Origin of the sequence: Kribbella sp. NPDC050124, from assembly GCF_044460355.1 — a bacterium.
In the GTDB taxonomy this organism is placed as follows: Bacteria; Actinomycetota; Actinomycetes; order Propionibacteriales; family Kribbellaceae; genus Kribbella.
The window spans coordinates 374,704-399,283 of record NZ_JBITJU010000003.1; the positions used below are offsets into that span (position 1 = coordinate 374,704).

30 protein-coding genes are annotated in these 24,580 nt (G+C 68.4%); 20 read left to right on the top strand and 10 right to left on the bottom strand.

Translation table 11 applies throughout. The features are described from left to right. Nucleotides 1-146 precede the first annotated feature (146 nt). Nucleotides 147-911 carry a DNA polymerase beta superfamily protein gene (locus ACIBL3_RS11560; RefSeq protein ID WP_396353213.1) on the bottom strand — a complete coding sequence of 255 codons (765 nt, stop codon included), beginning with the start codon at nucleotides 909-911 and terminating at the stop codon, nucleotides 147-149. Beyond that, the gene (locus ACIBL3_RS11565) at nucleotides 901-1,818 is read right to left on the bottom strand and encodes a DNA polymerase beta superfamily protein (RefSeq protein ID WP_396353214.1); all 918 of its coding nucleotides are present in this window, start codon (nucleotides 1,816-1,818) and stop codon (nucleotides 901-903) included. Before ACIBL3_RS11565 ends, ACIBL3_RS11560 begins: the two co-directional genes overlap by 11 nt. Nucleotides 1,819-1,970: 152 nt before the next feature. Between ACIBL3_RS11565 and ACIBL3_RS11570 the strand changes: the two genes are divergently transcribed. From ACIBL3_RS11570 to ACIBL3_RS11595, 6 genes are all read left to right on the top strand, one after another. After that, nucleotides 1,971-2,546, top strand: coding sequence for an ArsR/SmtB family transcription factor (locus ACIBL3_RS11570; protein ID WP_396353215.1), 576 nt, complete (start codon nucleotides 1,971-1,973; stop codon nucleotides 2,544-2,546). Further along, entirely contained in the window at nucleotides 2,543-3,262 is a 720-nt protein-coding gene (locus tag ACIBL3_RS11575; protein ID WP_396353216.1) for a hypothetical protein, read from the top strand. The genes ACIBL3_RS11570 and ACIBL3_RS11575 overlap by 4 nt, the downstream gene beginning before the upstream one ends. A gap of 283 nt (nucleotides 3,263-3,545) precedes the next feature. Next, a complete protein-coding gene (locus ACIBL3_RS11580) occupies nucleotides 3,546-4,697 on the top strand; it encodes a hypothetical protein (protein ID WP_396353217.1) in 1,152 nt (383 codons plus the stop codon). Nucleotides 4,698-4,882: 185 nt separating this feature from the next. Beyond that, on the top strand, nucleotides 4,883-6,970 hold the full coding sequence (locus ACIBL3_RS11585; RefSeq protein ID WP_396353218.1) for an FHA domain-containing protein: 2,088 nt from the start codon (nucleotides 4,883-4,885) through the stop codon (nucleotides 6,968-6,970). 68 nt (nucleotides 6,971-7,038) lie between these two features. Next, complete coding sequence (locus ACIBL3_RS11590) at nucleotides 7,039-7,467, top strand: MarR family transcriptional regulator (protein WP_396353219.1); 429 nt, start codon at nucleotides 7,039-7,041, stop codon at nucleotides 7,465-7,467. A gap of 7 nt (nucleotides 7,468-7,474) precedes the next feature. Continuing rightward, entirely contained in the window at nucleotides 7,475-8,680 is a 1,206-nt protein-coding gene (locus ACIBL3_RS11595; protein WP_396353220.1) for an epoxide hydrolase family protein, read from the top strand. Here ACIBL3_RS11595 and ACIBL3_RS11600 read toward each other — a convergent pair. Beyond that, nucleotides 8,666-9,433, bottom strand: coding sequence for an IclR family transcriptional regulator (locus ACIBL3_RS11600; protein WP_396353221.1), 768 nt, complete (start codon nucleotides 9,431-9,433; stop codon nucleotides 8,666-8,668). The genes ACIBL3_RS11595 and ACIBL3_RS11600 overlap by 15 nt on opposite strands. Before the next feature lie 107 nt (nucleotides 9,434-9,540). Between ACIBL3_RS11600 and ACIBL3_RS11605 the strand changes: the two genes are divergently transcribed. From ACIBL3_RS11605 to ACIBL3_RS11625, 5 genes are read left to right on the top strand one after another with little or no spacing between them, the layout of a single operon-like run. After that, entirely contained in the window at nucleotides 9,541-10,455 is a 915-nt protein-coding gene (locus tag ACIBL3_RS11605; RefSeq protein ID WP_396353222.1) for a 3-hydroxybenzoate 6-hydroxylase, read from the top strand. 13 nt (nucleotides 10,456-10,468) lie between these two features. Continuing rightward, nucleotides 10,469-11,401, top strand: coding sequence for an MFS transporter (locus ACIBL3_RS11610; protein ID WP_396353223.1), 933 nt, complete (start codon nucleotides 10,469-10,471; stop codon nucleotides 11,399-11,401). Further along, a complete protein-coding gene (locus tag ACIBL3_RS11615) occupies nucleotides 11,398-11,850 on the top strand; it encodes a hypothetical protein (RefSeq protein WP_396353224.1) in 453 nt (150 codons plus the stop codon). Before ACIBL3_RS11610 ends, ACIBL3_RS11615 begins: the two co-directional genes overlap by 4 nt. Further along, on the top strand, nucleotides 11,834-12,304 hold the full coding sequence (locus tag ACIBL3_RS11620) for a pyridoxamine 5'-phosphate oxidase family protein (RefSeq protein WP_396353225.1): 471 nt from the start codon (nucleotides 11,834-11,836) through the stop codon (nucleotides 12,302-12,304). Before ACIBL3_RS11615 ends, ACIBL3_RS11620 begins: the two co-directional genes overlap by 17 nt. Then, a complete protein-coding gene (locus tag ACIBL3_RS11625) occupies nucleotides 12,301-13,257 on the top strand; it encodes an NADPH:quinone reductase (protein WP_396353226.1) in 957 nt (318 codons plus the stop codon). Before ACIBL3_RS11620 ends, ACIBL3_RS11625 begins: the two co-directional genes overlap by 4 nt. On the opposite strand, the gene ACIBL3_RS11630 is transcribed toward ACIBL3_RS11625, so the two are convergent. Beyond that, on the bottom strand, nucleotides 13,203-13,991 hold the full coding sequence (locus ACIBL3_RS11630) for a helix-turn-helix domain-containing protein (RefSeq protein WP_396353227.1): 789 nt from the start codon (nucleotides 13,989-13,991) through the stop codon (nucleotides 13,203-13,205). The genes ACIBL3_RS11625 and ACIBL3_RS11630 overlap by 55 nt on opposite strands. An 88-nt stretch (nucleotides 13,992-14,079) precedes the next feature. Between ACIBL3_RS11630 and ACIBL3_RS11635 the strand changes: the two genes are divergently transcribed. Together ACIBL3_RS11635 and ACIBL3_RS11640 are read left to right on the top strand one after the other, a co-directional pair. Further along, nucleotides 14,080-14,424 (top strand): nuclear transport factor 2 family protein, encoded by a 345-nt coding sequence (locus ACIBL3_RS11635; protein ID WP_396353228.1) that lies wholly within the window; start codon nucleotides 14,080-14,082, stop codon nucleotides 14,422-14,424. Continuing rightward, nucleotides 14,336-14,884, top strand: coding sequence for a carboxymuconolactone decarboxylase family protein (locus ACIBL3_RS11640; protein ID WP_396353229.1), 549 nt, complete (start codon nucleotides 14,336-14,338; stop codon nucleotides 14,882-14,884). Before ACIBL3_RS11635 ends, ACIBL3_RS11640 begins: the two co-directional genes overlap by 89 nt. Nucleotides 14,885-14,899: 15 nt before the next feature. Here ACIBL3_RS11640 and ACIBL3_RS11645 read toward each other — a convergent pair whose 3' ends face one another. Continuing rightward, nucleotides 14,900-15,667 (bottom strand): hypothetical protein, encoded by a 768-nt coding sequence (locus ACIBL3_RS11645; RefSeq protein WP_396353230.1) that lies wholly within the window; start codon nucleotides 15,665-15,667, stop codon nucleotides 14,900-14,902. Nucleotides 15,668-15,873: 206 nt separating this feature from the next. On the opposite strand from ACIBL3_RS11645, the gene ACIBL3_RS11650 reads away from it, so the two are divergent. Together ACIBL3_RS11650 and ACIBL3_RS11655 are read left to right on the top strand one after the other, a co-directional pair. After that, complete coding sequence (locus ACIBL3_RS11650) at nucleotides 15,874-16,830, top strand: hypothetical protein (protein ID WP_396353231.1); 957 nt, start codon at nucleotides 15,874-15,876, stop codon at nucleotides 16,828-16,830. 99 nt (nucleotides 16,831-16,929) lie between these two features. Then, entirely contained in the window at nucleotides 16,930-17,442 is a 513-nt protein-coding gene (locus ACIBL3_RS11655; RefSeq protein ID WP_396353232.1) for a hypothetical protein, read from the top strand. Nucleotides 17,443-17,855: 413 nt separating this feature from the next. Here ACIBL3_RS11655 and ACIBL3_RS11660 read toward each other — a convergent pair whose 3' ends face one another. After that, nucleotides 17,856-19,148 carry an NAD(P)/FAD-dependent oxidoreductase gene (locus ACIBL3_RS11660; protein WP_396353233.1) on the bottom strand — a complete coding sequence of 431 codons (1,293 nt, stop codon included), beginning with the start codon at nucleotides 19,146-19,148 and terminating at the stop codon, nucleotides 17,856-17,858. 64 nt (nucleotides 19,149-19,212) lie between these two features. Further along, a complete protein-coding gene (locus tag ACIBL3_RS11665) occupies nucleotides 19,213-19,497 on the bottom strand; it encodes an antibiotic biosynthesis monooxygenase family protein (protein ID WP_396353234.1) in 285 nt (94 codons plus the stop codon). A 93-nt stretch (nucleotides 19,498-19,590) separates the two neighbouring features. On the opposite strand from ACIBL3_RS11665, the gene ACIBL3_RS11670 reads away from it, so the two are divergent. Together ACIBL3_RS11670 and ACIBL3_RS11675 are read left to right on the top strand one after the other, a co-directional pair. Beyond that, the gene (locus ACIBL3_RS11670; RefSeq protein ID WP_396353235.1) at nucleotides 19,591-20,166 is read left to right on the top strand and encodes a TetR/AcrR family transcriptional regulator; all 576 of its coding nucleotides are present in this window, start codon (nucleotides 19,591-19,593) and stop codon (nucleotides 20,164-20,166) included. A 15-nt stretch (nucleotides 20,167-20,181) separates the two neighbouring features. Further along, the gene (locus ACIBL3_RS11675) at nucleotides 20,182-21,174 is read left to right on the top strand and encodes an alpha/beta hydrolase (protein WP_396353236.1); all 993 of its coding nucleotides are present in this window, start codon (nucleotides 20,182-20,184) and stop codon (nucleotides 21,172-21,174) included. Here the strand turns inward: ACIBL3_RS11675 and ACIBL3_RS11680 are convergent. The 3 genes from ACIBL3_RS11680 to ACIBL3_RS11690 all read right to left on the bottom strand — a co-directional run bounded on the left by ACIBL3_RS11680 (nucleotide 21,137) and on the right by ACIBL3_RS11690 (nucleotide 23,040). Next, a complete protein-coding gene (locus ACIBL3_RS11680) occupies nucleotides 21,137-21,457 on the bottom strand; it encodes a zinc-binding dehydrogenase (RefSeq protein ID WP_396353365.1) in 321 nt (106 codons plus the stop codon). The two genes, ACIBL3_RS11675 and ACIBL3_RS11680, sit on opposite strands and share 38 nt — an antisense overlap. Nucleotides 21,458-21,604: 147 nt before the next feature. Further along, the gene (locus tag ACIBL3_RS11685) at nucleotides 21,605-21,958 is read right to left on the bottom strand and encodes a VOC family protein (RefSeq protein WP_396353237.1); all 354 of its coding nucleotides are present in this window, start codon (nucleotides 21,956-21,958) and stop codon (nucleotides 21,605-21,607) included. Then, nucleotides 21,955-23,040 (bottom strand): Glu/Leu/Phe/Val dehydrogenase dimerization domain-containing protein, encoded by a 1,086-nt coding sequence (locus ACIBL3_RS11690; RefSeq protein ID WP_396353238.1) that lies wholly within the window; start codon nucleotides 23,038-23,040, stop codon nucleotides 21,955-21,957. The genes ACIBL3_RS11685 and ACIBL3_RS11690 overlap by 4 nt, the downstream gene beginning before the upstream one ends. Here ACIBL3_RS11690 and ACIBL3_RS11695 point away from each other — a divergent pair. The 3 genes from ACIBL3_RS11695 (at nucleotide 23,028) to ACIBL3_RS11705 (ending at nucleotide 24,551) form a co-directional block, all read left to right on the top strand. Continuing rightward, nucleotides 23,028-23,576 carry an Lrp/AsnC family transcriptional regulator gene (locus ACIBL3_RS11695; protein ID WP_396353239.1) on the top strand — a complete coding sequence of 183 codons (549 nt, stop codon included), beginning with the start codon at nucleotides 23,028-23,030 and terminating at the stop codon, nucleotides 23,574-23,576. The genes ACIBL3_RS11690 and ACIBL3_RS11695 overlap by 13 nt on opposite strands. A 148-nt stretch (nucleotides 23,577-23,724) precedes the next feature. Then, a complete protein-coding gene (locus ACIBL3_RS11700; RefSeq protein ID WP_396353240.1) occupies nucleotides 23,725-24,327 on the top strand; it encodes a DUF2867 domain-containing protein in 603 nt (200 codons plus the stop codon). Next, nucleotides 24,324-24,551: a hypothetical protein gene (locus tag ACIBL3_RS11705; protein ID WP_396353241.1), complete on the top strand. Its 228-nt coding sequence runs from the start codon at nucleotides 24,324-24,326 to the stop codon at nucleotides 24,549-24,551. Before ACIBL3_RS11700 ends, ACIBL3_RS11705 begins: the two co-directional genes overlap by 4 nt. Nucleotides 24,552-24,580 lie beyond the last annotated feature (29 nt).

Genomic DNA, 24,580 nt, shown 5'->3' on the forward strand with positions numbered 1-24,580 from the left:
TTGATTCACTCTGCTTTCTGATTGATTTCAGGACGGAACTATTTACCTCGCCAGCCCGGATGTCAATGCTTCACGAAGTTAAGTAAATAGCGTAGACCTGTCAGCGTTGTCAGCCCAGAACACGGGCAACCGCTATCCGCCGAGCCTCAGGCAGAAAGCCGCAGCCGCACCAGCAAGTCGTGCAGCGCAGGCTCGCCCGACGGACGGTCTGGCAAGCGGCTTGCGGCCTCGGCTTCGTCGAGGGCGGTGTGCAGCCGGCTGACATCCTCGGCCAACTGCTCCCCCGCCATCCCTTCCAGCCCACCGTGCTCGGCCTCGGCCTTGGCGGCCATCAGTTCCGGCAGGTACGCCGGCGCCTCGCTCAGGTCGACCAGCTCGCGCAGATCCGCCTGGACGACTCCGGTCCGCATCAGGTTGATGCCGGTGGGCAGCACGCGGAAGGTGTACAACAGCGGCTTGAGCTCGCGCTTTCGCTCGAAGAAGTCCCACTGCGTGTTCGCGAAGCCGCGGTAGTGATGGGCGTGCCACTTCGTCACGCAGTCCGCGGCGAGTGCCTTCAGCTCGTCGTGCTCCGGGGTGCTCACGACGACCAGCGGCGAGAGCACTTGCTCCAGCACGTAGCCGTTGCGGCGCAGCATCAGCCGGGCGAACTTCGCCAGGTCGTGGGTGACGAGATCGACCTCGGCCTCGTTCTCGAACCAGGTCCGGTCCAGGATCTCCGGCCCGGTCCGCAGACCGACCACCTCGGCGGCCGGGAGGATGTGAACGCCGCGCAGGTCGACGTCGGAGTCGCGCGACGGGAAGCCGTACAGGTGCGCGCCGGAGACCGTTGCGAACAGCAAGCGGTACGGCTGCTCGCCCATGATCGCTCGCAGCTCGGCGTAGTCGAGCTGCCGCATGTCACGCGTCACCAAGACTCCTCTTCCGGACCGACCGCAGCCAGGCGTCCACCCGTACGGCGTCTGGTGTCGCCGGGAGAACCGTTCTCCGCAAGGCGTTGTCGAGCTCCTCGTGCAGCCCGAGCCGCCACCGCTCGACCTCGTCCCAGGACAGTTCACCACGCTTCACCGCGAGCAGCCGCTCCCGGTCGGGACCGACGTCCACGACGAGCTTTGCCTCCAGCAACAGAGCACGGGCCGCGAGCAACAACCGGAGGAGGTGCATGACATGCTTCCACTTCGGCGCACCGTCGCGGCGGAAGTCCGCCTCCAGCTTCTTGAACTGGCTGAGCACGTAACCCGAGTACGTCTGGTAGGCCAGCTGCGAGAGGAAGGCTGCGCGCAACTCGATCAGCTCCGCGCCGAGTGGCGTCTGCCGGACCACGAGCGGCGAGTGCAGGACCTCGAGGAGGTTCGGATTGGCCTTCAGCGCGAGTTCGCAGAACCGCTCGACCTCCCACGAGAACCACTCCGGCTCGGGGCCGTCGACGTGGGTCGGCGGCTTGGCGAGCGACCAGAACGACTCTGTCGGGGCGACGTACACGCCGCGGGTGTCGATGTCGGACTTGTCCGTGTCCAGGCCGAACGCCCGGGACCCGACGACCGCCGCGTAGATGGTGTGGTCGAGCACCAACCGGTCGCCGTCGGGCTGGTCCAACTCGATCGCTTTGTCCTGGTACGCCGTCCGTAGGCTGAGCTGGTCGCGGCCGGCGACGGTCTCCCGGCCGTCAGCGAGCCGCACTGCGTAGCGGCCGTCCGGGGTGACTCCGGCGACTCGGCCGGTTGCTCCGCGTTGCGCCGTACCGCCGTGGTCGTCGGGCGCGGCGACCCGGATCACCACCTGCGTCCCCACCGGCAACTGCGGCCCGACCAACGCCATGCCCGCATGCTGTCACGCCGGACGTGCAGGCCATCACAATCCCGCCGCCCGGCGCGCGCTGAGCGTGCTCGCGTCCGTCGAGCCGGCGTTGTGATGGCGTGGCGGTCCGCGCTCCTATTGACAAATTTTCCTGTCAAGTGGAGTCTGGGGGCGTGCTGGGATACGTGGAGGAGCCGGACAAGGTCCGGCTGGCGTTGTCGCCGATCCGGCGGCAACTGCTCGACCTGCTCCGCGAGCCGTCGTCGGCGACCCAGCTCGCGGCCGCGCTCGACCTGCCCCGGCAGCGGGTGAACTACCACCTGCGCGAACTGGAGAAGGCCGGCTTGGTCGAGCTCGTCGAGGAACGCCGACGGCGCGGGTTCACCGAGCGGATCCTGCGGGCGTCCGCCGCGACCCTGGTCGTCGACCCGGGCGTGATGGGCCGGGCGTTCAGCACCATCCAGGACCAGTACGCCGCCGAGCACCTGGTGGAAGTCGCCGCCGGCACCGTTCGGGACGTGGCCCGGATGCAGGCCAAGGCCGATGCCCACGGCAAGCGACTGCTCACGTTCACGCTCGAGGCCGAGGTGCGGTTCGCGGCGCCCGGCGACGTGCACCGCTTCACCGACGCGCTGACCGAGGCGATCCGGCGGACGGTCGAGAAGTTCGACACTGACGGCGGTCGCCCCTACCGGCTGATCGCGGGCGGCCATCCGGCGTCGCGCCGTACCGAAGGAGACAAGGCATGAACGAGGAACGACCCCGGATCGTGGTGACCATGGCCGCGCCGGTCGAGGCGGTGTGGGACGCGCTGCGGAACAAGGACAAGATCCGGCACTGGCACGGCTGGGAGTACGAGGGGGCGCAGGGCGGACTCGAGGAAGAGATCGACCTGATCTACTTCACCCAGGTCACGGCCGATGCAGAGAGCGCGATCCTGACACTCGGGAGCGGCGACGAGTTCGTGATCGAGCCGGTCGAGGGCGGGTCGAGGCTGACGCTGACGAGGGCGCCGTACGGCGACAACCCCGAATGGGACGCGTACTACGACGACGTCACCGAGGGCTGGATCACGTTCCTGAACCAACTGCGGTTCGCGTTGGAGAACCACCCGGGCGAGCCGCGGCGGACCCTGTTCTACTCGGGCTCCGGCGCTCGCTCGCCGATCACGGAGCTGGGGATCGACCTGCAGCCGGGCGGCACGCCGTACGAGCTGGACCTGATCGGCGAGCAGGCCAAGGGCGAGGTCTGGTTCACCTCCGAGCACCAGGCCGGCCTGACTGTCGGCAGCTGGGGCAACGGCCTGCTGGTTCTCAGCCACATCCCGCCCGGTGAGAAGAAGCCGGACGGCGCGTCGATGGCGGTCCTGTCCCTGTACGGCGACGTGGACCGCGAGGCGCTCGACGCCCGCTGGAAGGCTTGGTGGGAGGAGCGCTACCCGGTGCCGCTGGACCTGGGTGGGTGAGGCGGGCCCGAAGGACAGGAGGTAGTGCGGTCCCAGAGCAGTCGGTCCGCTGACGGTCGACTCGGCCAGGTGACTACCTCCTGTCCTTCGGGCCCTGACACGGCCGTGACAGTGCGCAAAGGTGTCAGTACTCTCGGTCTTCTTTTCGTGGTTACCCGGGAGTACATTCTCGCCACGGTGGCCGGCACGGGGGTCCGGGCGGTCACCGACCTCCGGCGAGAGAGGCCTTCCGGTGAAGATTCCGCCCCGCTCTTTTTCGGTGCCCGCAGTTCTCGTGCTCTCCATGGCCGGCCTTGGCCTGGTCGCAACCCCCGCGCAGGCCGACGGCCCCGGGTCAGGTACGCCGTACGTCGTGACCGTCGGCGACTCGTACATCTCGGGTGAGGCCGGTCGCTGGGCCGGCAGCTCGAACAACTCCGAAGCACCCGCGGACGCGCTCGGCGCGCACGCGTACCACGACAACGCGAGCGGGACCGCCGAGGTGATCCCGCGCTGCCACCGCAGCCGGTCGGCCGAGGCGTACATCGGCGGTGGCGTCGGTGGGCTGAACCTGGCCTGCTCGGGTGCCCGTACGACCACCAGCACCGGCGACTACTTCAAGCCGGGACTCGACTTCCACGACGACGGCGCCGGGCGCCTCGGCCAGGCGAAGCTGCTGCAGCAGTTCGCCACGACGCACAATGTGAAGCAGGTGGTCGTGTCGATCGGCGGCAACGACTTCAACTTCGCCTCGATCGTGACGCAGTGCGTGACCGACTTCCTGCTGTCGCCGTCGTGGTACCCGGACTACTGCAAGGACGACTCCTCGGTGGTCGCGAACTTCACGACCACCAACGTGACCGCCGTACGCGGGCGGATCGCGACTGCCTTCCAGAACGTCCGGACCGCGATGCGGAACGCCGGGTACGCCGACAACGGGTGGACGTTGCTCGTGCAGACCTATCCGTCGCCGATTCCGGCCGGCAGCGGGTTCCGGTACGGGCAGAGCGGTTACACGCGGCAGAGCGTCGGCGGTTGCGGGTTCTGGAACGCGGACGCGGACTGGGCGAACAGCAGCGCGCTCGTCACGATCAACAGCACGGTCCGCGCGGCGATCAGCCAGTCCGGGCTGAGCAACACGCGGTTGCTCGAGCTGCAGTCGGCGTTCAACGGACGGCGGCTGTGCGAGAAGAACGTCGGGCTGTACGAGGAGGTCGGGCTGAGCTCGTGGACTCAGGCGACCGCGGTCGACAGGACCGAGTGGATCAACCAGATCCGCACGGTGACGACGGTCGGCTCCAACTACTACCTCCAGGAGTCCCTGCACCCGAACTACTGGGCGCAGCTGGCGACGCGGTCGTGCGTGCGGCAGGCGTACAACCAGAACCGCGGGGGCACCTGCGTGATCTCCGGGACCGGGCTGGTCAACGGCGAGCCGCGGATGGTGCTGAACTGACAAGTGCTTCGGTACGGCGGCCTCCCCCGGGGCCGCCGTACAGCGTGACCTGGGCGTGACCTTTGAGGTGAGTTCTGGGCAGATCCGGGTGTGACGAGACTCATGCGGGCGGGGCGGTCTGGACCTGGTGCGGGTCGGGCAGGCACAATCGCGCACGACGGGTTGGCTGCCGGGTGGGGTGTTAGTTGGAAACCGAATTCGCGCTGTCGCTCGGTTCGCAGCGCTGGACGCTGCCGACCGACGGCGACACGGTCACCATCGGCCGGGGTTCGATCGCCGATATCCGGCTGCCGTCGGACGACCAGATCTCCCGCATCCACGCGCGCCTGGACCGCTCCGGCAGCACGTGGACGCTGGTCGACGAGTCCCGCAACGGCACCGCCCTCAACGGCCGCCGGCTGGCCGCCCCCACCCCCCTCACCAACAACGACCGAATCCACATCGGCCGCTCAGTCCTCACCTTCCACGAACCCACCTCCCGCTCCACCCCCGCTTCCACGGACCCTGCGGCGGCTCCCGCATCCCAACCACCCGGCGTCCCCGTGGCACCCCCGGCAGCCGCAGGCGGCCCGGCGCCCGGCGGCACGCCTGGGCCGACTCCGACACCGGGGTCACCTCCCGCATTCCCACCGGCCGCGGCCGCGTCGGGCGCTGACCTGTCGAGCGCGGCCCCGTCGCCGGTGCCACCCACCCCGGCCGCACCAGGTGCTCCACCGGTGCCACCGCCGGCAGCTCCCCCAGCTCACACCCCGCCGGGTGTCGGCGGCACCTCGCCAGCTCCCGCCAGGCCTGACGCCTCCAGCCCCGCCTCCCCCGGCGGCCGACCTGCGGGCGACGCCCCGGCGCCCTCGCCCCAAGCTCCCCCCGCGCAGACCGGCCACGGCGGCATGCCGCCGCAAGGCGCCGACCCGACCACCCCGCAGGGCGGGGCGATGAGCCCAGGCACCCTGCCGCCTGGCGGGGCTGTGGACCCGTCGGCTCAGTACAAGGCAGGCGGCACCCAGGGAGCGCCTGGCCACCCCGGCGCGACCGGAACACCACCACACGGACCGACTGGCGCACCGGAGCCCCCGCCCCAAACCGACCCGAGCACCCCGCAGGGCGGGGTTGTAGACCCGTCAGCCCGCTACAGAGCGGTCGGGTCGTCGGATGCGCGTGGTGCGTCGGCGTCGGCGGAGGCAGGTGGTGCGTCGGCGCAGTCGGGTGGCGTTGCTGGCGACGGTGCGTCGTACGGCGGGTCGGGTGGGGGGCCGGCGTTTTGGGATGACTTGGCGGGGGAGGTCGGGCCCCGGGACGAGTGGGTGGATGAGGCCCCGGTGGGCTGGGTGGAGGTTGAGGAGAGCGGGCCGGGTGGCGATGCGGCCTGGGCGGCTTATCCCTCGGCGGACAACCCGGAGCCGGCGCGATCGCCTTGGTCTGAGGGGCAGCGGCCTGCCCTCGTGCGGCCGGAGGGCGGACCTGCCAACTGGTCAGAGTCGGCCGGCTGGCCCGATTCGGCGTTCGACCAGCAGCAACCACCGCCGGCCCCTGCCCCGACCCAGCCGGAGCCGGTACGGCGCACCCCCGCACCAGCAACCGGCGAATCGGCCGTCGGGCGTGTGCGACTCGTCCGGGTGCTCCTGATCGCGGCTGCCGTACTCGGGCTCGGACTGATCATCAACATGGCGGCGACGTTCTTCGCCGACGGCCCCGGCGGCTCCCTGCGTTGGCTCGTCCCACCCACGATCGCACTGATCGCTGCCATGGTCGTCGCCCTGCTCGACGCGATCGCCTCCGAGGAGCGCCCCCGCGCCGGACGGGTCGACGTACCGGTGCTGGTCGCGATCGGCGCCGTACTGCTGGGGGTCGGCGTCGGCGGGTTCGCGCTGACCGCGGGAGTCGAGTACGCCGCCGCCTACGTGACCGGCAAGGAGTCGGGCGAGGATCGCCTGATCAAACCCGTCGCCCGGACCGGCTCCGGCGTCACCGTCACGGTCGAGAATGTCACGTACACGAGCCACTTCACCCGGGTCGAGGTCGCCGTCAGCAACGGCAGCGATCAGCCGCTGAGGCTCCCACTCGACGGCCAGGCCGCCTTCACCGGTCCGGACGGGAACTCCTTGAAGCCCGACGGCTTCCGCAGCCAGTGGCCGAACACAGTCGCCGCCGGCGCCGTCGAACACGGCACGATCACGTTCACGGGTCATCTCCCGGACGACCTCACCACGGCGACTCTCACCCTGCGCTCCGGCGACCCCGCCATCGCCGTCCCCGGCCTCGCCCTCAGCAACTGACCACATCACCGTCCGCCGCCCGGATACCACTTCGCCGAGTTACATCGAAGATTGATATAGTCGGCCGGGTGACCGTGGACGTGGATCGGCTGACGACGGTGATCGAGGACTTCAACACGATCTTCATCCGGCTGCCCTCGGTGCAGCGGTTCAACTTCTCGACACTGTCCGTACTACACACCCTGGGGCGGAGCGGTCCGCTGCGGCTTACCGACCTCCTGAGCACCGAGCAGCTCAAGCAGCCCGCGTTGACCAGCCTGGTCGGGAAGCTCGAGCAGGATGGGCTGATCGCACGCCGCCCCGACCCCACCGACGGCCGCGCGATGCTGCTGTCGCTCACAAAAGAGGGTCGCGAGATCGTCCGCTCCCGGCACGCGAACCGTGTCGCCGAGCTGACCCGGCTCGTGGACCAGTTGACCGACGACGAACGCGCCGTACTCGCGGGCTCGATGCAGGTCCTGACCCGCTTGACCGAGATCGCCACCGAGGATGCCTGAGGCAACCATGAAGACTTGGGAACAGACCCCGATCCACGTGCCGGACGAGGTGCTCGACGACCTGCGCCACCGGCTGCGCGCGACCAAGTGGCCGCTCGACGTGGGCAACGAGGACGGCTTCTACGGCGTACGTCGTACCGATCTGCAAGCACTCGTGGAGTACTGGGCCGACGGGTACGACTGGCGTGCGGCGGAGCGGGCGATGAACGCGTACGAGCAGTACCGCGTCCACGTCTCCGGCGTACCGGTGCACTTCCTGCGCAAGCCCGGCGTCGGCCCGGATCCGACTCCGCTGATCCTGAGTCACGGCTGGCCGTGGACGTTCTGGCACTGGTCGAAGGTGATCGACCCGCTCGCCGACCCGGCGGCGTACGGCGGTGATCCGGCCGACGCCTTCGACGTGATCGTGCCGTCGCTACCCGGGTTCGGGTTCTCCACCCCGCTCACCGGCCGGCCGGACCTGAACTTCTGGAAGATCGCCGACATCTGGCACGAGCTGATGACCGAGACCCTCGGGTACGAACGGTACGCCGCCGGCGGATGTGACGTCGGCGCACTCGTCACCGGGCAACTGGGGCACAAGTACGCCGACGCGCTCTACGGGATCCACATCGGTTCGGGCCTGAAACTCGACTTCTTCAACGGCGACCGGGCCTGGGACTTCAGCGGCGGCCACCCGATCCCGCCGAACCTGCCGCCCGAGGTCCATGCCCGCATCATCGAACTGGACCGGAAGTTCGCCTCCCACCTGGCGACCCACGTTCTCGACCCGAGCACGCTCGGCTTCGGCCTGGCCGACTCACCGGCCGGCATGCTCGCCTGGATGCTCGAGCGCTGGTCGAAGTGGTCGGAAGGCGACCCGTTCAGCAAGGACGACCTGCTCACGCACGCCACGATTTACTGGGCCGGCAACGCGATCGACACCTCGATCCGCACCTACGCGAACAACAACCGCTACCCGTGGACCCCATCGCACGATCGGACGCCGGTCATCGAAGCCCCGACCGGCATCACCTTCGTCGGCTACGAGGACCCGCCCGGCGTCACCACCCCCGAGGAACGCGTCCAGCACTTTCTCGCCAGCGACCGCGCTCCTTGGTACAACCACATCAACCTCACCGCCCACCCGAACGGCGGTCACTTCATCCCGTGGGAAGTCCCGACCGAGTGGGTCGACGACCTCCGCCGTACCTTCCGCTCAGCCAAGTCCTGACGGCAGGTCGCGACCGGCGCGGGCCGTGGTCTCGGCGAGCGCCTTGGCCAGCGACTCGATCCGATCGGCCGGGAAACGGACCGTCGGCGCGCTGATCGTGATCGCCGCGATCGCGGCGCCGTCCGCGTCCCGGACCACCCGGCCGATCGCGCAGATCCCCGCCTCCGTCGCCTCCAGGTTCAGCGCGTACCCGGACCGCCTCGTCTGAGCGACGTCGCGCGTCAACCGGCCGAAGTCCTCCTCGGACAGCACCGGCTCCGGCCCACGCAGGTACAGCTCGGCCAGGTGGTCGTCGGGCAGCTCCGCGAGCAGCGCCTTGCCACCGGACGACTCATGCGCCGGCAGCACCGTCCCCTGCCGATCGCCGACGCGCAGCATCTGCCGCGTCTCCACTGTCGCCAGGAAGCGCGTGTGGGTCCCGACTCGCACCATCAGGTTCACCGACTCGTCGACCTGGTGGCACAGCCGCTCCAGGTGCGGCATCAGCAGTCGCCGCAGCTCCTGGTTCCGCGGCTGCCCGTTGAGCGGCCCGGCCGACAGCGCCGCCCCGGGCAGGTAGGTCCGGTTCACTTCGTCCTGTACGGCGAAGTCGCGGTAGACGAGCATCGACAGCAGGCGGTGCGCCGTGGACCGGCCGACCCCGAGCTCGTCGGCGGCATCGCTCAGGCGCAGCTCGCCCTCGTCTCGCAGCATGTGGATCAGCCGCAGCGCGTTGTCGACGGAGGCGAGCGGATACGGCGGCTTGTTCTTCATAGCGCGCCGACCACTTCGGCGAGGTCGGCGCGGGGCTCCAACTGGCGCCCAACGCGACCCGCCTGCTGCAGGACTGGGGACTGCTCGACGACATCGTCGACCGCGGCGTGCTCCCGGACCGACTGGTCCTGCGTGACGCTGTGGACGGCCGGGAGCTGACCAGTCTGGACCTCGGTGACGAGTTCCGTCGCCGCTACCAGGCGCCGTACGTCGTCGTGCATCGCAGCGACCTGCACGACGTACTCCTGACTGCGTGTAAGGAGTCGGGGGTCGAGCTCCACACCGCACACGAGGTGGCCAACGTACGTCTGGACGCCGATCGCGCGGAGACCGTGTGTGCCGACGGGAGCACTTTCAGCAGTGGTGTCGTGCTTGGACTCGACGGCGTGGACTCCGGGCTGCGGAAGGCGATCGTCGGTGACGAGAAGATCGACTCCGGCTTCGTCGCGTACCGGGGCACGATGCCTGCCGACGAGGCGCCTGAGTCCGTGGATCAGCGCAGCGTGGTTGCCTGGCTGGGCCCCGACTGCCATCTGGTGCAGTACCCGCTGCGCCGCGGTGAGCTGATCAACCAGGTCGCCGTCTTCAAGACACCTGCTTCGCTGGGCGAAGCGTTTGCGGGCTGCTGTGACGCGGTCCGCGCAGGGCTCGCTTCGCTCTGGCGGGACCGCTGCTGGCCGATGACTGATCGGTTGCCGACGGCAACCTGGTCGCGTGGCCGGCTCGGGCTGTTCGGCGACGCCGTGCACCCGATGCTGCAGTACCTGGCGCAAGGTGCCTGCCAGGCGCTCGAGGACGCGCAGGTCCTCGCCGACCAGGCCGTGAAACATGGCGACTGGCCCGCCGTACTCGAAGCGACACAGAGGATTCGCGCGCCCCGCACCGCGCGGATCCAGCGCACGGCCCGGATCTGGGGCGAGATCTGGCACGTCGACGGCACGGCCCGGCTGCTACGCAACGAACTGCTGCGCACCCGCGATCGCTCCGACCACTCCCACACCGACTGGCTGTACGGCGTCTGACCGGAGGCATCCCATGAAAACATCGAGCCGCAAACCTCTTGTCGGCGCTCAGGTCGGCCTGTACGTCGACATGTTCGACGTGTACCTGCCGATCGTCGCACTGGCCCCGGCCGCCGCGTACTTCGCACCCGACGACATCTCCACCAGCGCCCAACGGATCCTCACCGCGGTCGTGTTCGCGGCCACGCTGCTCGGCCGCCCGCTTGGCGCACTCATCTTCGGGCGGCTCAGCGACAAGTCCGGGCGCAAGCGGACGACGCAGACGTCGCTGATCGGGTTCGGCCTGACCACGCTGGCGATCGCCGCGCTGCCGGGCTACCAGCAGGCCGGCCTGTTCGCGATCATCGCGCTGATCCTGCTGCGCTTCACCGACGGCATCTTCCTCGGCGGTCAGTACACGGCGGCCGCGCCGCTGGCCCTCGAACACGCGCCCGCCCGCAAACGCGGGTTGTACGGCGCCGTGATCATGACCGGGTTCCCGGTGGCGTACTGCTCGATCGCGCTGATCACGCTCGTCCTGCTCGAACTGATCCCAGCCGGTGGACTCGGCACGCCGTACGTGACCTGGGGCTGGCGGATCCCGTTCGTGATCGGCGGACTGCTGGCGCTCGCCTGGGCGCTCTGGTACCACCGAAATGTGGAGGAGTCGCCGGTTTGGAAGAACCGGAACAGCGATGGACACCAACCGCTCCGAGACCTGTTCCAGGGGCCGAACCTGCGCGGCTTCCTGCAGGTGTTCACGCTGATGTCCGGGGTCTGGCTGGCGTTCAACATGGTCGGCGCCGTGCTTCCCGGCGTCCTGCGAACCCAGCTGCCGGTCGGAACGGTGACGATGATCCTGGTCGTCGCGTACGCCGTACTCATCGGCACGTACCTGCTCGCCGGATCGCTGTCGCAGCGGATCGGCCGCCGCCCGTCCTGCTGCAAGGGGTCGCGACGACGGTGATCGCGCCGGCGCTCTTCTGGTTGATTGCCCGGGGCAAGCTTTCCGGCGCGGTCGCGATCGGCCTGGTGACGGTCGCGCTGGTGGTCGTGGTGGTGTCGACGTTCGCGGTCGTGACGACGTACATCATCGAGCGGTTCCACACCGGGATCCGGTCCAGCGGCTACGGGCTCGGATACACCACGGCCGTGATCGTGCCGGCGTTCTACGCCTTCTACCAAGAGGGACTCGCGACCGTGATGCCGTACGAGCTGACGCCGCTGGTCTTCCTCGCCGTCGGCGGGCTGCTGATCGGCCTCGGCGCGTACATCGGGCCGGAGACCCGGGACGTCGACCTCGGCGCTCCGGCGGCGAAGGCGGACGGCGACCTGCTGTACGGATCCATGGTGGGCCTGCCGTACTCCGGCCGCCCGCTCTCACTCGAAGGAGAAGCACGTGCCCGTGATCACTGAACACATGCGGATGATCGTCGAGCAGGCGATGCTCAGCTTCGTCGCGACGGTCTGCCCGGACGGCTCGCCGAACCTGTCGCCCAAGGGGTCGCTGCGGGTGTACGACGACGAGCACCTGATCTTCATGGACATCGCCTCACCGAACACCATGCGCAACCTGGCCGCCGATCCGCGGATCGAGGTGAACACGATCGACGTGTTCCGCCGGCGCGGCTACCGGTTCAAGGGGACCGCGACGATCGTGCCGCCGGGCGAGTCGTCGTACGAGGAGCTGAACGCCTGGCTGCTCTCGATCAACGGGCCCGGGTACCCGGCGAACCAGGCGGTGCTGATCCGGGTCGAGCGGGCGCTGCCGATCCTCTCCCCCGCGTACACCTTCGGCGGCGCCGACGAGGCCGAGCTCACGAAGGCCTGGATCGCCCGGTACGACGCGGTCCGGCAGGAGTCGTCGTGACGGAGACCATGCGCGCCGCGTACATCACGTCGCACGGGTCGCCGGACGTCATCCAGTACGGCGAACTGCCGGTGCCGGAACCGGGTCCGACCGATGTGCTCGTCCGGGTCGAGGTGGTGGCGGTCAACCATGTCGACACGTTCGTCCGGTCGGGTGCATATGCGACGAGTACGCCGTTCCCGTTCGTGATCGGCCGGGATCTGGTCGGGACGGTGGTGCGGTCGGTGGCGGAGTTCGCGCCTGGGGATCGGGTGTGGTGCAACAGCCTCGGCCATGACGGGCGACAGGGGTCGTTTGCCGAATTGGCCGTCGTACCGCGGGATCGGTCGTATCGGTTGCCGGACGGGGTGGAGGCTGCCGAGGCGGTGGCGGTGCTGCATACGGCGGCCACGGCGTACCTGGCGCTCTTCCGCACTGGCGGGCTGGCGCCTGGTGAGACGGTCTTGGTGCTCGGCGCGGGTGGCGGGGTCGGGAGTGCGTTGGTGCAATTGGCGTCCGCGGCGGGTGCCCGGGTGGTTGCGTCGTCTTCGCCGGATGACTTCGACTGGGTCAGGAGCTGTGGGGCCGAGCAGGTCTTCGACTATCACTCCGAGGTGCCTGCGTCCGCGGTGGATCTTTGGATCGACAACTCGGGCCGGCATGACCTGGAGACCGCCGTACCGCGGCTGGCTCGGGGTGGACGCATCATCGCGCTGGCCGGTATGGCGGCCCGGCCGGTGCTGCCCGTCGGTGCGCTCTACACCCGGGACGCCAGCATCCGCGGCTTCGTCATCAGCAACGCGTCGGTGGGCGACCTCGCCGACGCAGCTGAGTTGATCAACAACCAACTGGCGGCGAAGCGGCTTCGCGCCCGGACACGCCCGGCCTTGCCGTTGTCGGCGGCGGGCGATGCTCATCGTCAGATGGAGTCCGGCGTGCGTGGCCGGATCCTGCTCAACGTGTCGGCCGTTTGACGGTCGGCGGGCAGGTAGGTCTCGATCGCGATCTCCTCGAGGGTGATGTCGAAGGGCACGCCGAAGGTGGTGATCGCGTTGACGAAGCAAAGTTCGGCGCCACGGTACTGGATCCGGATCGGGAGGGCGATGTCCGTGGGATCGGGCTGGAGATTGCCGGGATCGGGGCCGTAGGCAATCAGTTCGTCGTACAGGCTGTGCAGTTGGGGATCACCGGTGTTCGCGGCCTGGCGGGCGAGGCGTGGCAGGAGGTACGCGCGGACCTGGTCGAGGTTGCGGATCCGCTGCGCGAGCCCGTCGGGGTGCAGGCCGAGGCGCATCATGTTGATCGGCGGCTCGAGCAGCTCGGGCGCGACGCCGTCGAGGAAGACGTCGAGGGCGTCGTTGGCGAGGAGGAGGTTCCAGCGGGTGTCGACGGCCAGCGCCGGATAAGGTTCGTGCGCGCGGACGAAGCGCTCGAGCGCCTCCCGGACGCGCTCCAGATCCGGGTCGTCGAGCGAGCGTTGCCGGTAGAGCGGAGCATGACCGGCTGCGACGAGGAGGCGGTTTCGATCTCGAAGCGGTACGCCGAGGTGCTCGGCCAACTGCAGGACCATCTGGCTGCTGGGGATGGTCCGGCCGGTCTCGACGAAGCTGACGTGCCGAGCGGACACACCGGCCTGGATCGCGAGGTCGAGCTGGCTGAGCTTCCTGCGATGCCGCCATTCCCGAAGCAGTACGCCGATCTGGGACACGTCCCGAGTATCGCGGGGGCGGGGTGGGCGCCGCCATTACCACCCTTGTAATCGACAGCATGACTTTGTGTCGGGGACCGTTCTTGGTATGACTGCTTCGGACAACAAACGCCTTGCATTGCACGCGTTCCACGAGTTTGCCAAGGGCAACGTCGACGTACTGCGCACGGTGCTGCACGAGGACTTCGTCGAGCACAGCCCGGGGAACCCGTCCGGCCGCGACGCCTTCATCGAGTTCATCACCCAGGCCCCGGTCGCGGGCGCCCAACTCGACCTCCGCCGGGTCGTCGCCGACGACACGTACGTCGTCATGCACTACCTCATGAGCACACCCCGAGGTGATCATGCCCCGCATCGAACCACTCACCCCGCCGTACGCCCCGGACGTCGAGCAGGCGCTCCACAAATGGATGCCACCAGGCGTCACCCATGAGCCGTTGGCCCTGTTCCGCCTCCTCCAGCACCACCCCGACCTGGCATCCCGCATGCGCGTCCTGGGCGCCGGTCTCCTGGCCCACGGCAAGCTCCCTGCCCTCGACCGCGAGCTCGTCATCGCCCGCGTCTGCGCCCTGAATGACTGCCGGTACGAGTGGTCCGTCCACGCCACCGTCTTCGCCGACCAGGTCGGCCTGACCCCATCAATGCTTGAGGCAACCATCGACGGCAGCACCGACGGCGGCGCCGATTGGCCGCCGCACCACCACGCCCTGCTCCAGGCGATCGACGAGCTCCACGCCACCGCCCAGCTGACGGACGCAGCCTGGGACGCCCTGGCCGCTCACTACACCACGGCCCAACTGCTGGAGATCGTCGTACTGGCCGGCTGGTACCGCGCGATCAGCTATGTCGCCAACGCCGTACGGCTGGACCCTGAGTCCTGGTCAGCGCCGTAGTCCGGGTGACGACGCTCAGGTCCAGACCACGGGGTTCCCGGTGTCGACCGAGGCTTGGAAGACCTTGGCCAAGGCCATCATGGTGTACTCGAAATCGGTCGACGCATAACTGCCTGTCCGAACCAGCAGCGGGCTCGCTCCGCCTTCGATGCTGGTGGTCACCCGGGTCTCGCCACGCTCCGGGTGATCGAGGTCGGACAGCCAGGCACCGCCCTCGCCGACCCGCTGCCCCACGCGATGCGCCCGGAAGATCACCTGTTTGGATCCGTCCAGCACGAACAGCCCGTCCGCGGTGAATCCGATCCGGTATCCCGGTCCCCACATGAACTCGCCGCCGTACGCAGGTACTTCCGTCCTGATCCGCTCACCGGTCGTGCCGTCGTACAACTCCGCACGGTCGGCGATCGGCCCCGAAGCGGTGAATTCGTGGAGTTCGGTGAGCGCTTTGGCCGCATCGGCGGACTCCACCATGCCGCCGTTCGCGTCCGGCAGGACCTGTCGAAGCACCGGGAAGCGGTCCCAGCCCACCTCGCCGAGGGCGGTCTGGAGCTGCCGGTAGGACGCCCAGTTCCCGATGCGCTCGGCCGCGTACTCCATCCCCGGATGCGCACAGCAGGACAGCTTCCAGGTCTCGAATCGCAGGTGCTCGTCCTCGTTCCCGTCGTACGGCAGGTCGAACTCGATCCCCCCTTCCTCCCACCCGATCGCCCCGGGATCCACCGGCGGCGCCGTGGTCAGGCCGTCGTCCCAGCAGCGACACGACACGAAGGCATCCAGTCCCATGGCGCGCAGCCTATCGGCGCAATACCCCCGGGAACGTAGGCGATCCGGCACCTAGAGTGACTCACTGGCGGTGTCGTGACTCCGTTTCGGCGGACTATTGCAGGTTGGTGCAATAGTCACCGATTGACCGGCCGTCCGGGTTAGAGTGACTGGCTGTCTCGAGTAGCCCGAGGCAACTTTTCTTTTGTCCTGGAGGGGGACCCTTGATGAAACTGCAGCGCCTTGCGCTCGCCATGGCGGGGGTGGGCATGCTCGCCGCGACCGCCGCGTCCGGTCCGGCCATCGCCGGCACGCAGGCCGACCCGAAGCCGTCGTGGACGGTGAAGTCCGCCGAGTCGAAACAGCGCCTGTCGGTGCAGGCCGCGGCCGCCGCCTGCATCAGCTGGGTCGGCTGGCCGACCGGCGCCAACACCGTGGAGTCGGTCGACGTCACCGCCGCCAAGCCGCCGCGGGCGGCGGCGTACGAGCCGTTCAACTTCACCAGCACCCGGGCCAACGCGACCTGGTACCTGGCGCAGAACGCCTCGGCCACCCAGGTCTATTTCTACGGCCTCTTCCTGCAGGGCGACGCCCTGTACCGGCACACGACGTACCTGTACGAGGACGGGTTGCCGCGGCCGACGTACAAGCGGATCGGCGGCGGCTGGACCAGCTTCAAGTCCATCGCCACGTCCAACTACAGCGTCGCGCAGCCCCGGCACGCGTACCTGTACGGCCTGAACACCAACGGCAACCTGTACCGATACGCGCAGGTCAACGGCGGGTTCAAGTCGCTCGGCTCGTTCGCCGGCTTCCGCGGCTTCAAGGCGATGACGGTGATCAGCGAGACGGCGACGTACGACACCCTGCTGATGACAACGAACGCCGGTGCGCTCTACACGATCCGGATCCCGGTCACCGGCACCGCGAAGCCGGTCGTCAAGCTGATCCGCAGCGCCGGCTGGTCGGCCTTCGAGTCCCTGGTCACCCACAGCTGCGGCACCCGCGGCGGCACCCTGGTCGTCGGCGTCGACCACAACACCGACTCCGGCTACCAGTACGCCTTCAGCCACGCCACCGGCTCGACGACCGCCATCACGTCGTACGGCAAGATCCCCGCCGTCTTCAACGGCATCAACCACGTCGCCTTCACCACCCACTACGACCAACTCTTCGGCGAGTGACGCAGAACCAACCCGTCCGGGGACGCCGCGATTCGCGGCGTCCCCGGGTGTTTGTTGGGTACTGGTAGTGCAACCGAAGCGGCGAGGTAGGTGATCGTCATGTACGACGTCGTCATGCTGGTCGAGGAGGAGTTGAGCTCCCCGGATGCGGACCGCGTAGTGGGACTTCACGCGAGCGTGCCCGACCATGTCAGATATCACGTCATCGTTCCGTGCGAAGACGCGCAGGCACGAGTCCAGTCGTCTCTGTCCGGACTGGCGTCAACGGAGTTCTACGGGCTGACAGCCGAGCGGCACTCGATCGCGTCCGAAGATGAAATGCGTACGGCGCAGCGGCAAGCTCAAGAAGCCGTCGACGCCCAGGCCAACGCCGCCCTCGAGCGCAGCATCGACCGGCTACGCTCACTCGGCCAGGACGCCACCGGCCTGATCGCCCACGGCCGACCCTTGGACGAACTCAGCGAGCAGATCCAGCGAGTCAACGGCCAGGAGGTCGTCGTTCTCACCCGACCCCACGTTGTAGCCGAGTTCTTCCACGTCGACTGGTCCTCCCAGGCCCGCCGCCACCTCGGCGTCCCAGTCCTCCACCTCCTCGAGGCCCACAACTCCTAACCCTGCACGGCTGGGAGCACTTGGAGTAGCACGCGACGTACGAGCACGCGGAGCGGCGACGTCGGAGTGATCACGGTGGCCGGGGCGACTAGCCGGTTGAATGAGCGGCGGTCGCCGCGCATGGAAGGGGTGGGTGGGAGCACCCGGCGTAGCACGCGACGGACGAGCGGGCCTAGCGGGTGCGTGGGGGCTTACAGAACAGCCGAAGGCCGACCCCAGTGGGGGTCGGCCTTCTGGCATGGAGTGGAGGTGGCGGGACGGCCTCCTCCTCGGCCTCGTTCCCGGGCTGTCCATCGGTTACGTGTTCGGCCAATTCGTCTTCGACAACGTCCCGTTCTGCCTCGTCGTCGGCGCCGGAGCCGGGAGAGGGCGATCAGGCCGTTACCCGGACACGATGTCGGCACTGTTGCTCGTCATGCGACGTCCTGCCGCACGACCGGTCGGGTCTCGTTGCCGGTGGTTGTGCCGAGGGAGATGTCGCCGATGATCGCGCCGGCTCGGCGGGGCCACAGAAGGTACTGATAGGCCAGGTTGACAAGGGTTCCGATCCGGTTGCGGCCGCCGAGGAGGAACCAGATGTGGAGCAGCACCCAGGTGAGCCACGCGAGCGCGCCGGTGATCCGCGGCCCGAACGGCAACTGGACAACAGCGGACCGGTTGCCGACGGTCGCCATGATGCCCTTGTCCAGGTACCGGAACGGTTTGGTCGGCTTCCCACGTTCGAGTCGGACGATCTGCCGGGCGGCGTGCTTGCCCATCTGTATCGCGGGCTGAGCGAGCTGCGCCATCGGATTCGTGCGGTTGATCGCGGCGTCGCCGACCGCGAAGACGTTGTCGAGGCCCGGGACGCGAAGGTCGTCACCGACGATGATGCGGCGGCCGGGACCGATGGGCAGGCCCCACGCGTCCCGGGCGCCGCCGGTCATACCGGCAGCCCAGACGACAATGTCTGCCGGCCAGGTGGCGCCGCCCTCGAGGTCGACGCGATCCTCGTGCGCCGCGGAGATCGCCGTACCGAGTCGGACGTCGACGCCGCGCTTGACGAGCTGGCGGTAGGTGTAGCCCTGCAGCCGTTCGTGGAACGGCGGCAACAGCGCATCGGCCATCTCGACGAGCGTGACCTTCACGCGCGACTCGTCGAGTTCGGGGAACGTCCTGGACAACATGGTCTGCTTGAGCTCGGCGATCGCACCGGCCATCTCGACTCCGGTGGCTCCTCCCCCGACGACCACGATGTTGAGCGCGTCCTCTCCGGTCGACCGGCCGGCGAGCGTCTCGAGTCCGCTGAACAGTCTGTCCCGTACGGCGAGCGCATCGGCGCGGGTGTACATCGCCATCGAGTGCTCGGCCGCGCCGGGGATGCCGAAATGATCCGCGACGGTTCCGATGCCGACGATCAGGTAGTCGTACTCGATGGGCAGGCCCGCATCCACCAGCACCTGTTGCGTCGCGTGGTCGATACCGAGCACGCGCGCCCGCCGAAAGCGGACGTGATGCTGAGCACTCAGGTGCCGCAGCGGGTACGTGATGTCGCCGGGGTTCAAGCCGCCGGTCGCCACCTGATACAGCAACGGCTGGAAGGTGCTGTACGGGTGCTGGTCGACGAGGGTCACGTCGACGTTTGCACGCGAGAGGTGCCGGATCGCCTGCACACCGGCGAACCCGGCCCCGAGCACGACCACCCGCGGCCGTTCTTGACTGGTCATATTCTCCTCAATTCAGTACTGCGGACTTGTGAGGGCGTGGCAGCGCGAGGACCAGCGCTGTGAACTAGCGGGAGGTCAGGCTGATAAGCTGTCGCGGCTTGCGCTCACGGTCGTCGAACGCGACGACGTCGCCGAGAGCACGGCCGGCGGCGAGAGCCTGCTGCAGCTCCTGGGGCGTCGCGAATCGCGCATTCGTCACCACCGCATCGCCGTCGGAAGTGACCCAGATCTCGGCGGACAGACACCCGGGACTGGCCTGCAGGGTGTCACGCACCTGGCGGGTGCGGTCGACGAACTCTTCGAGGTGTTCGGGCTTCGGGTAGTGGAAGGCGATGAATCCGGACTGCACGATGCTTCTCCATCCATTTATACGGTAGCGTACGTAACCACAGTAGCTCATCTGTACGAAGGCGTATGGATGCTAGGGAAGATCAGGTGCGGAATGGTTGCTCCGACGCGCACGCCGCGCGACCGATGGATCGAGGAAGGCCTGCAGATCTTGGCCACCGGCGGGCCCGACGCCGTTCGTATCGAGGTCCTGGCCAAGCGGCTCGGTGTGACGAAGGGGGGCTTCTACGGGTTCTTCGCCGATCGCGATGCGCTGATGCAGGCGATGCTGGAAACGTGGGAGCGCGAAAGCACCCATGACGTGATCGAGAGCATCGAGTCCGAGGGCGGCGATCCGCGAGCCAAGATCCACCGCGCCGGATTGCTCACCTTCTCCGACGATCGACTGCTTCCGATCGACCTGGCGATCCGCGACTGGGCCCGGCGTGACCAGAAGGTGGCGGCGCGCCTGCGCCGGGTGGACAACCGCCGCATGGATCTCCTGCGGGAGATGATCGGCACGTTCTGTTCCGATCCCGTCGAAGTCGAGGCGCGCAGCCTGATCGCCTTCTCTACCGCGATCGGGATGCACTTCCTCGCCGCGGACGCCGGCGAACTCCCCCGCGATCAGGTCCGTGCCCGCGCTGTCGACCTCATCCTCGACCGGCCGCCTGCCAAGCCGAAGAAGTAGACGAAGGAGCCGAGCGTGCCGAATTCCACGGACACCCTTGACCAGAAGCTGCTTGCCGAGCGCCGGGTACAGGTCGGAGAGCACTCGCTCAACGTTGCCGAGGGCCCCGACAACGGGCCGGCCGTGGTGCTGTTGCACGGTCAGGGGTCCCGGTGGCAGGACCACCAGCGGGTGCTGCCCACGCTGGTGGAAGGCCATCATGTCTTCGCGATCGACGTACCCGGCCACGGATCCTCGGCCGCGCTGCCCGCGTCGTCGTACACGCTCTCGAACGTCGGCGAGCTCCTCGCGCAGACCATCGAGCAGGTCGTGACGGAGCCCGCGATCGTGTCGGGGCATTCCTCCGGGGGCCTCGTCGCGCTCGGGATCGCCGCCAATCGGCCCGACCTGGTGCGCGGCCTGCTCCTGGAGGACCCTCCGCTGTTCTCCTCGGTCCTCCCCCGCGGCGACAAGACCACCGGCGGAACCCTCCACCGGCTCGCCGCCGCCTACCTACGGGAGCGCCCCGAGGTGAGCTTCCAACGGTACTACGTTGCGCACAGCAACTACTTCGCCTTCTTCGGGCCATTCGCCCGTCCACTCACGAACTACTCCCTGCGATGGATCGACCGCCACCCAGACCGGCCGCTGCGCATCTGGTTCCTGCCGGGGCTGATCACCGTCTTCTTCGAGGGCCTGATCCACTACGATCCCGCCTTCGGAGCCGCCTGGGACACCGACCAGTGGTACGGCGGATTCGACACCGCCGCCGCACTCGCCGCCGTCAGCGCGCCCACCGTGTTGATCCACACCACGTGGTGGCACGACCACCGCGGCGGTACCTCCTACGACAAGTCCGGCGTACTCATGGCGGCCATGGACACCGACGATGCCACGCGATCGATCGACCTGCTGCCCGAGGCCGAGCTGATCACCGTGAGTTCCGGGCACCTCGTCCACTTCGAACGCCCGAAGGGCTACCTCGCCGCCTTCAGGCGCCTGGCAGACCGCGTGGCGACCGACCGCTGAACCGGACGTCGTCCGCGGCCCGAGCGAGCGGGAAGACTCGGTCGACAGCGGGTTCGAGAGCACCAGAAGCGAGGTACTCGAGCAGCGTGCGGTAGGTGTCGGCGAGGACCGACTGCGGGAAGGCCGTGAAGAGAAAGCCCTTGAGTTGCGAGGTTTTCCAGATCAGATCCGTCACTTCGATCGTGGCCGCTGTGCCCGCGGTGTACCCGATACTGACCTGCATTCCGCCATGCCGGAGGGTGTGCAGGGCTTGGCCAGTGATCGCACCGCCGAGGCTGTCCAGGACAAGTCGTGGAGATCACCTGAGCGGCGCCGAGGACCGGAGCCACCTGAGCGGCTGCCGACGCCGGCCCCGGCGGCCGCTACATCACCGGCACCACCCTCGCTGTGGACGGCGGCTACACCGTCTGACCCAGCCGGGCCGGCGGCGTCAGTAGTACTGAACCAGGCAGAACTCGTTCGCTTCCGGATCTGTCATGATGACGACCACCCCCTCGGTGTAGTCGTGGCGTTCCCCGGTGAGGTGGCCGCCGAGTGCGATGACCTGGGCGATACCCTCGTCGATGTCATCGACTGCGATGTCGAGGTGCAGGCGGACCTTACCGATCTTCGGCTCGGTCACCGGCTGGAAGACGAGGCGTGGTCGCGGGTCGCCAGGCCGGCCGAGATAGATCCAGCCGGGCCGTGACTCCGCGCGCGGACGGTCGAGCAAGGCACCCCAGAAGTCCGCGACCCGTTCGACATCGACACAGTCGACAGTCACGCCGACCCAACGGTTGGTCATCCTTCGCTCAGCCGTCCCGTGTGAGTCCGCTGCCAGGCTAGCTCGGCGGCGGCCTCCGCCGGTGTGATCTGGCGGGTCCGGGCGGCGTCGAAGATCTGCCGGAGGGTCCCCGCGATGCCGTCGATGCGCTCAGACAGACGGTCCTCGGATTCTCGACGTAGTTCGACGCCGGTGGCGTGGATGACTCCTCCGGCGCTGACAGCCACATCCGGAGCCCAGAGGATGCCTCGCTCTGCGAGCAGCTTGGCGGTGGCTGGCTGATCGAGTTGATTGTTGGCCGGACCCGCAACAGCAGCGCATCGCAGCTGCGGAACAGTTTCGGGTGTCAGGAGGCCGCCGAGCGCGGCAGGCACGAGGATGTCGACTTCGGCGGCGAGCGCGTCGCCTGGTTCCGACCAGCTCGCGCCCAGTTCCTCGGCCACGTCCCGAGCGGCGGGGGCGACGTCTGTCACGACGAGCCGCGCGCCGGCCTGGTGCAGGAGCCGCGCGACGTGGGTGCCGACGGCGCCGAGGCCGATCACTCCGAAGGTGCGGCCGGCGAGTTCCGGCGTACCGAAGATCTCTTCGGCCACCGCGTGCAGGGCTGCCAGGGTGCCCCGCGCGGTGTGCAAGGAGGAGTCGCCGCTCCCGCCGTCCTCGACGGGCCTGCAGCAGACGTACGAGGTGCGTTCGCCGAGGACCGACATGTCCACCGGACTGCTTCCGACGTCTGGGCCCGCGATGTAGCGACCGCCGAGCGATTCGATCGCGTCGCCGATGTCGTGGAGGAGTTCCCCACGCTCCGCTCCCGTGGGCCGAGCGGCAGTGGGAAGGGCCACGACCGCCTTCCCGCCGCCGTGTTCCAGACCCGCCAACGCATTCTTCTCGGTCATCGCCGCGGACAGCCGGAGCGCGTCCGCGATCGCGGCGCTCGGGTCTGTGTAGTGCGCGATACGGCACCCGCCGGCGGCCGGCCCGAGAGCGGTGGAATGGATCGCCACGCAGATCGCGAAGCCGCTGCGCGGGCCGCGGACAACTTGGACCAGCTCATGAGACGGATTCGGGATAGTCACCGACAAGGCGTGCTGAAATGCGACTGTCATGGGCCGAAGCTAACTGCTTCGACGACGCTGACGGCAGCAGTCCGAACTTCATTCGAGCGGAAACGGATATTGACCAGATGGACGAACTTGATTCGGCGATCATCCGGCATCTGCAGCGCGATGCGCGGCAGACCAACCGCGACCTCGCCCGCGCGCTCGGAGTCGCCCCGTCGACCTGCCTGGAGCGCGTCCGTTCCTTACGCGCTCGCGGTGTCATCACCGGGTACCACGCCGCCGTCGACCCAGCGGCGTTGAACCGCAACGTCCAGGCGCTCATCCACTTCCAGATCCGGCCTCTCAACCGGGCCGTCATCGAGGCGTTCAAGACCTATGCCGCCGGACTGCCCGAGGTCATCACGGTCTATGTCGTCACCGGCGGCGACGACATGATCGTGCACGTCTCCGTACCCAGCACCGACTACCTCCACGGTTTCCTGATGGACAAGTTCACGCAGCGCCGCGAAGTGGTTGGATTCCGGAGCTCCGTGATCTACCAACACGCCCACAACCGGGTGCTCGCGCCTCTTAACCCGTGACTCCGAACCCCGCGAACCACGCGGCGTAGCTGCCACTGGCAATCCACGGGGAGCTGCGACGGGCATCACAGCGCACTCGCCTATACGTCGCCGTATAGATGGGTCTACGCTCCATCTATACGCAATCGTATGGATGGGCGGGACACAGATGAGGATTCCGAAGTCGGAGCACACCGCACGGCCCTGGCGGATCCATGAGATCACCCAGGATTTCACTCTCGAGGACGTCTGGAGGCTGCCCGCATCGGGCGGGCCGGACAATCTTCAGCTCTTCGTGGCGGACGTCACCGGTACGACCGACCCGTCGGCGAACTGGGCCTGGCCGGCCCGCGCGCTCTGGGCGATCCGCTGGAAGCTCGGCGAGCTGTTCGGGTGGGACGACCCGGATTACGGGCTGAAGGCCAGGGTGCCCTCCCTGCGCGACCGGCTGCCGGATGACCTGCGAGACGGGCCGTCCGGACCGGAGTTCACCGGACTGCCGTTCTCGCCGCTCTACCAGTTGCAGGACGAGTGGGCGTCCGAGATGGCCAACCGCACCGTGCACGGGGTGATGCACGTCGGCTGGGTGCCGGACGGGGAGGGTCGCTACCACGCCCAGATGGCGGTGCTGGTGCGGCCGAACGGATTCTTCGGCCGGCTGTACATGTCCGGGATCGCGCCGTTCCGCTACTGGATCGTCTATCCGCAACTCATGCGCGCGATGGAACGCGAATGGCGCGCGGCCGAAGGCCGCGTCCGTGCCGTGCGGTGAGCGGAGGCCTGGTTGCGGCCGCGGCGGTGATCGTGGGCTTGCTCGGTGCCGCGCATCTGGTGTTGTCCGACTCGCCGTACCTGCTCGTGGTCGGCGCGGTGTACCTGCTGACGATGCTGCCGGCCAGCCTCCGCTACTGGTTCAACGTGCCGAGCACCGGTCTTGCTCTCGCAACCCTTCTCTACCTCGTCGGTGCCGTGCTGGGCGCGACCGGCGTGGCGTGAATCCCACGAAATTCTCTTCGTTGAAAGGT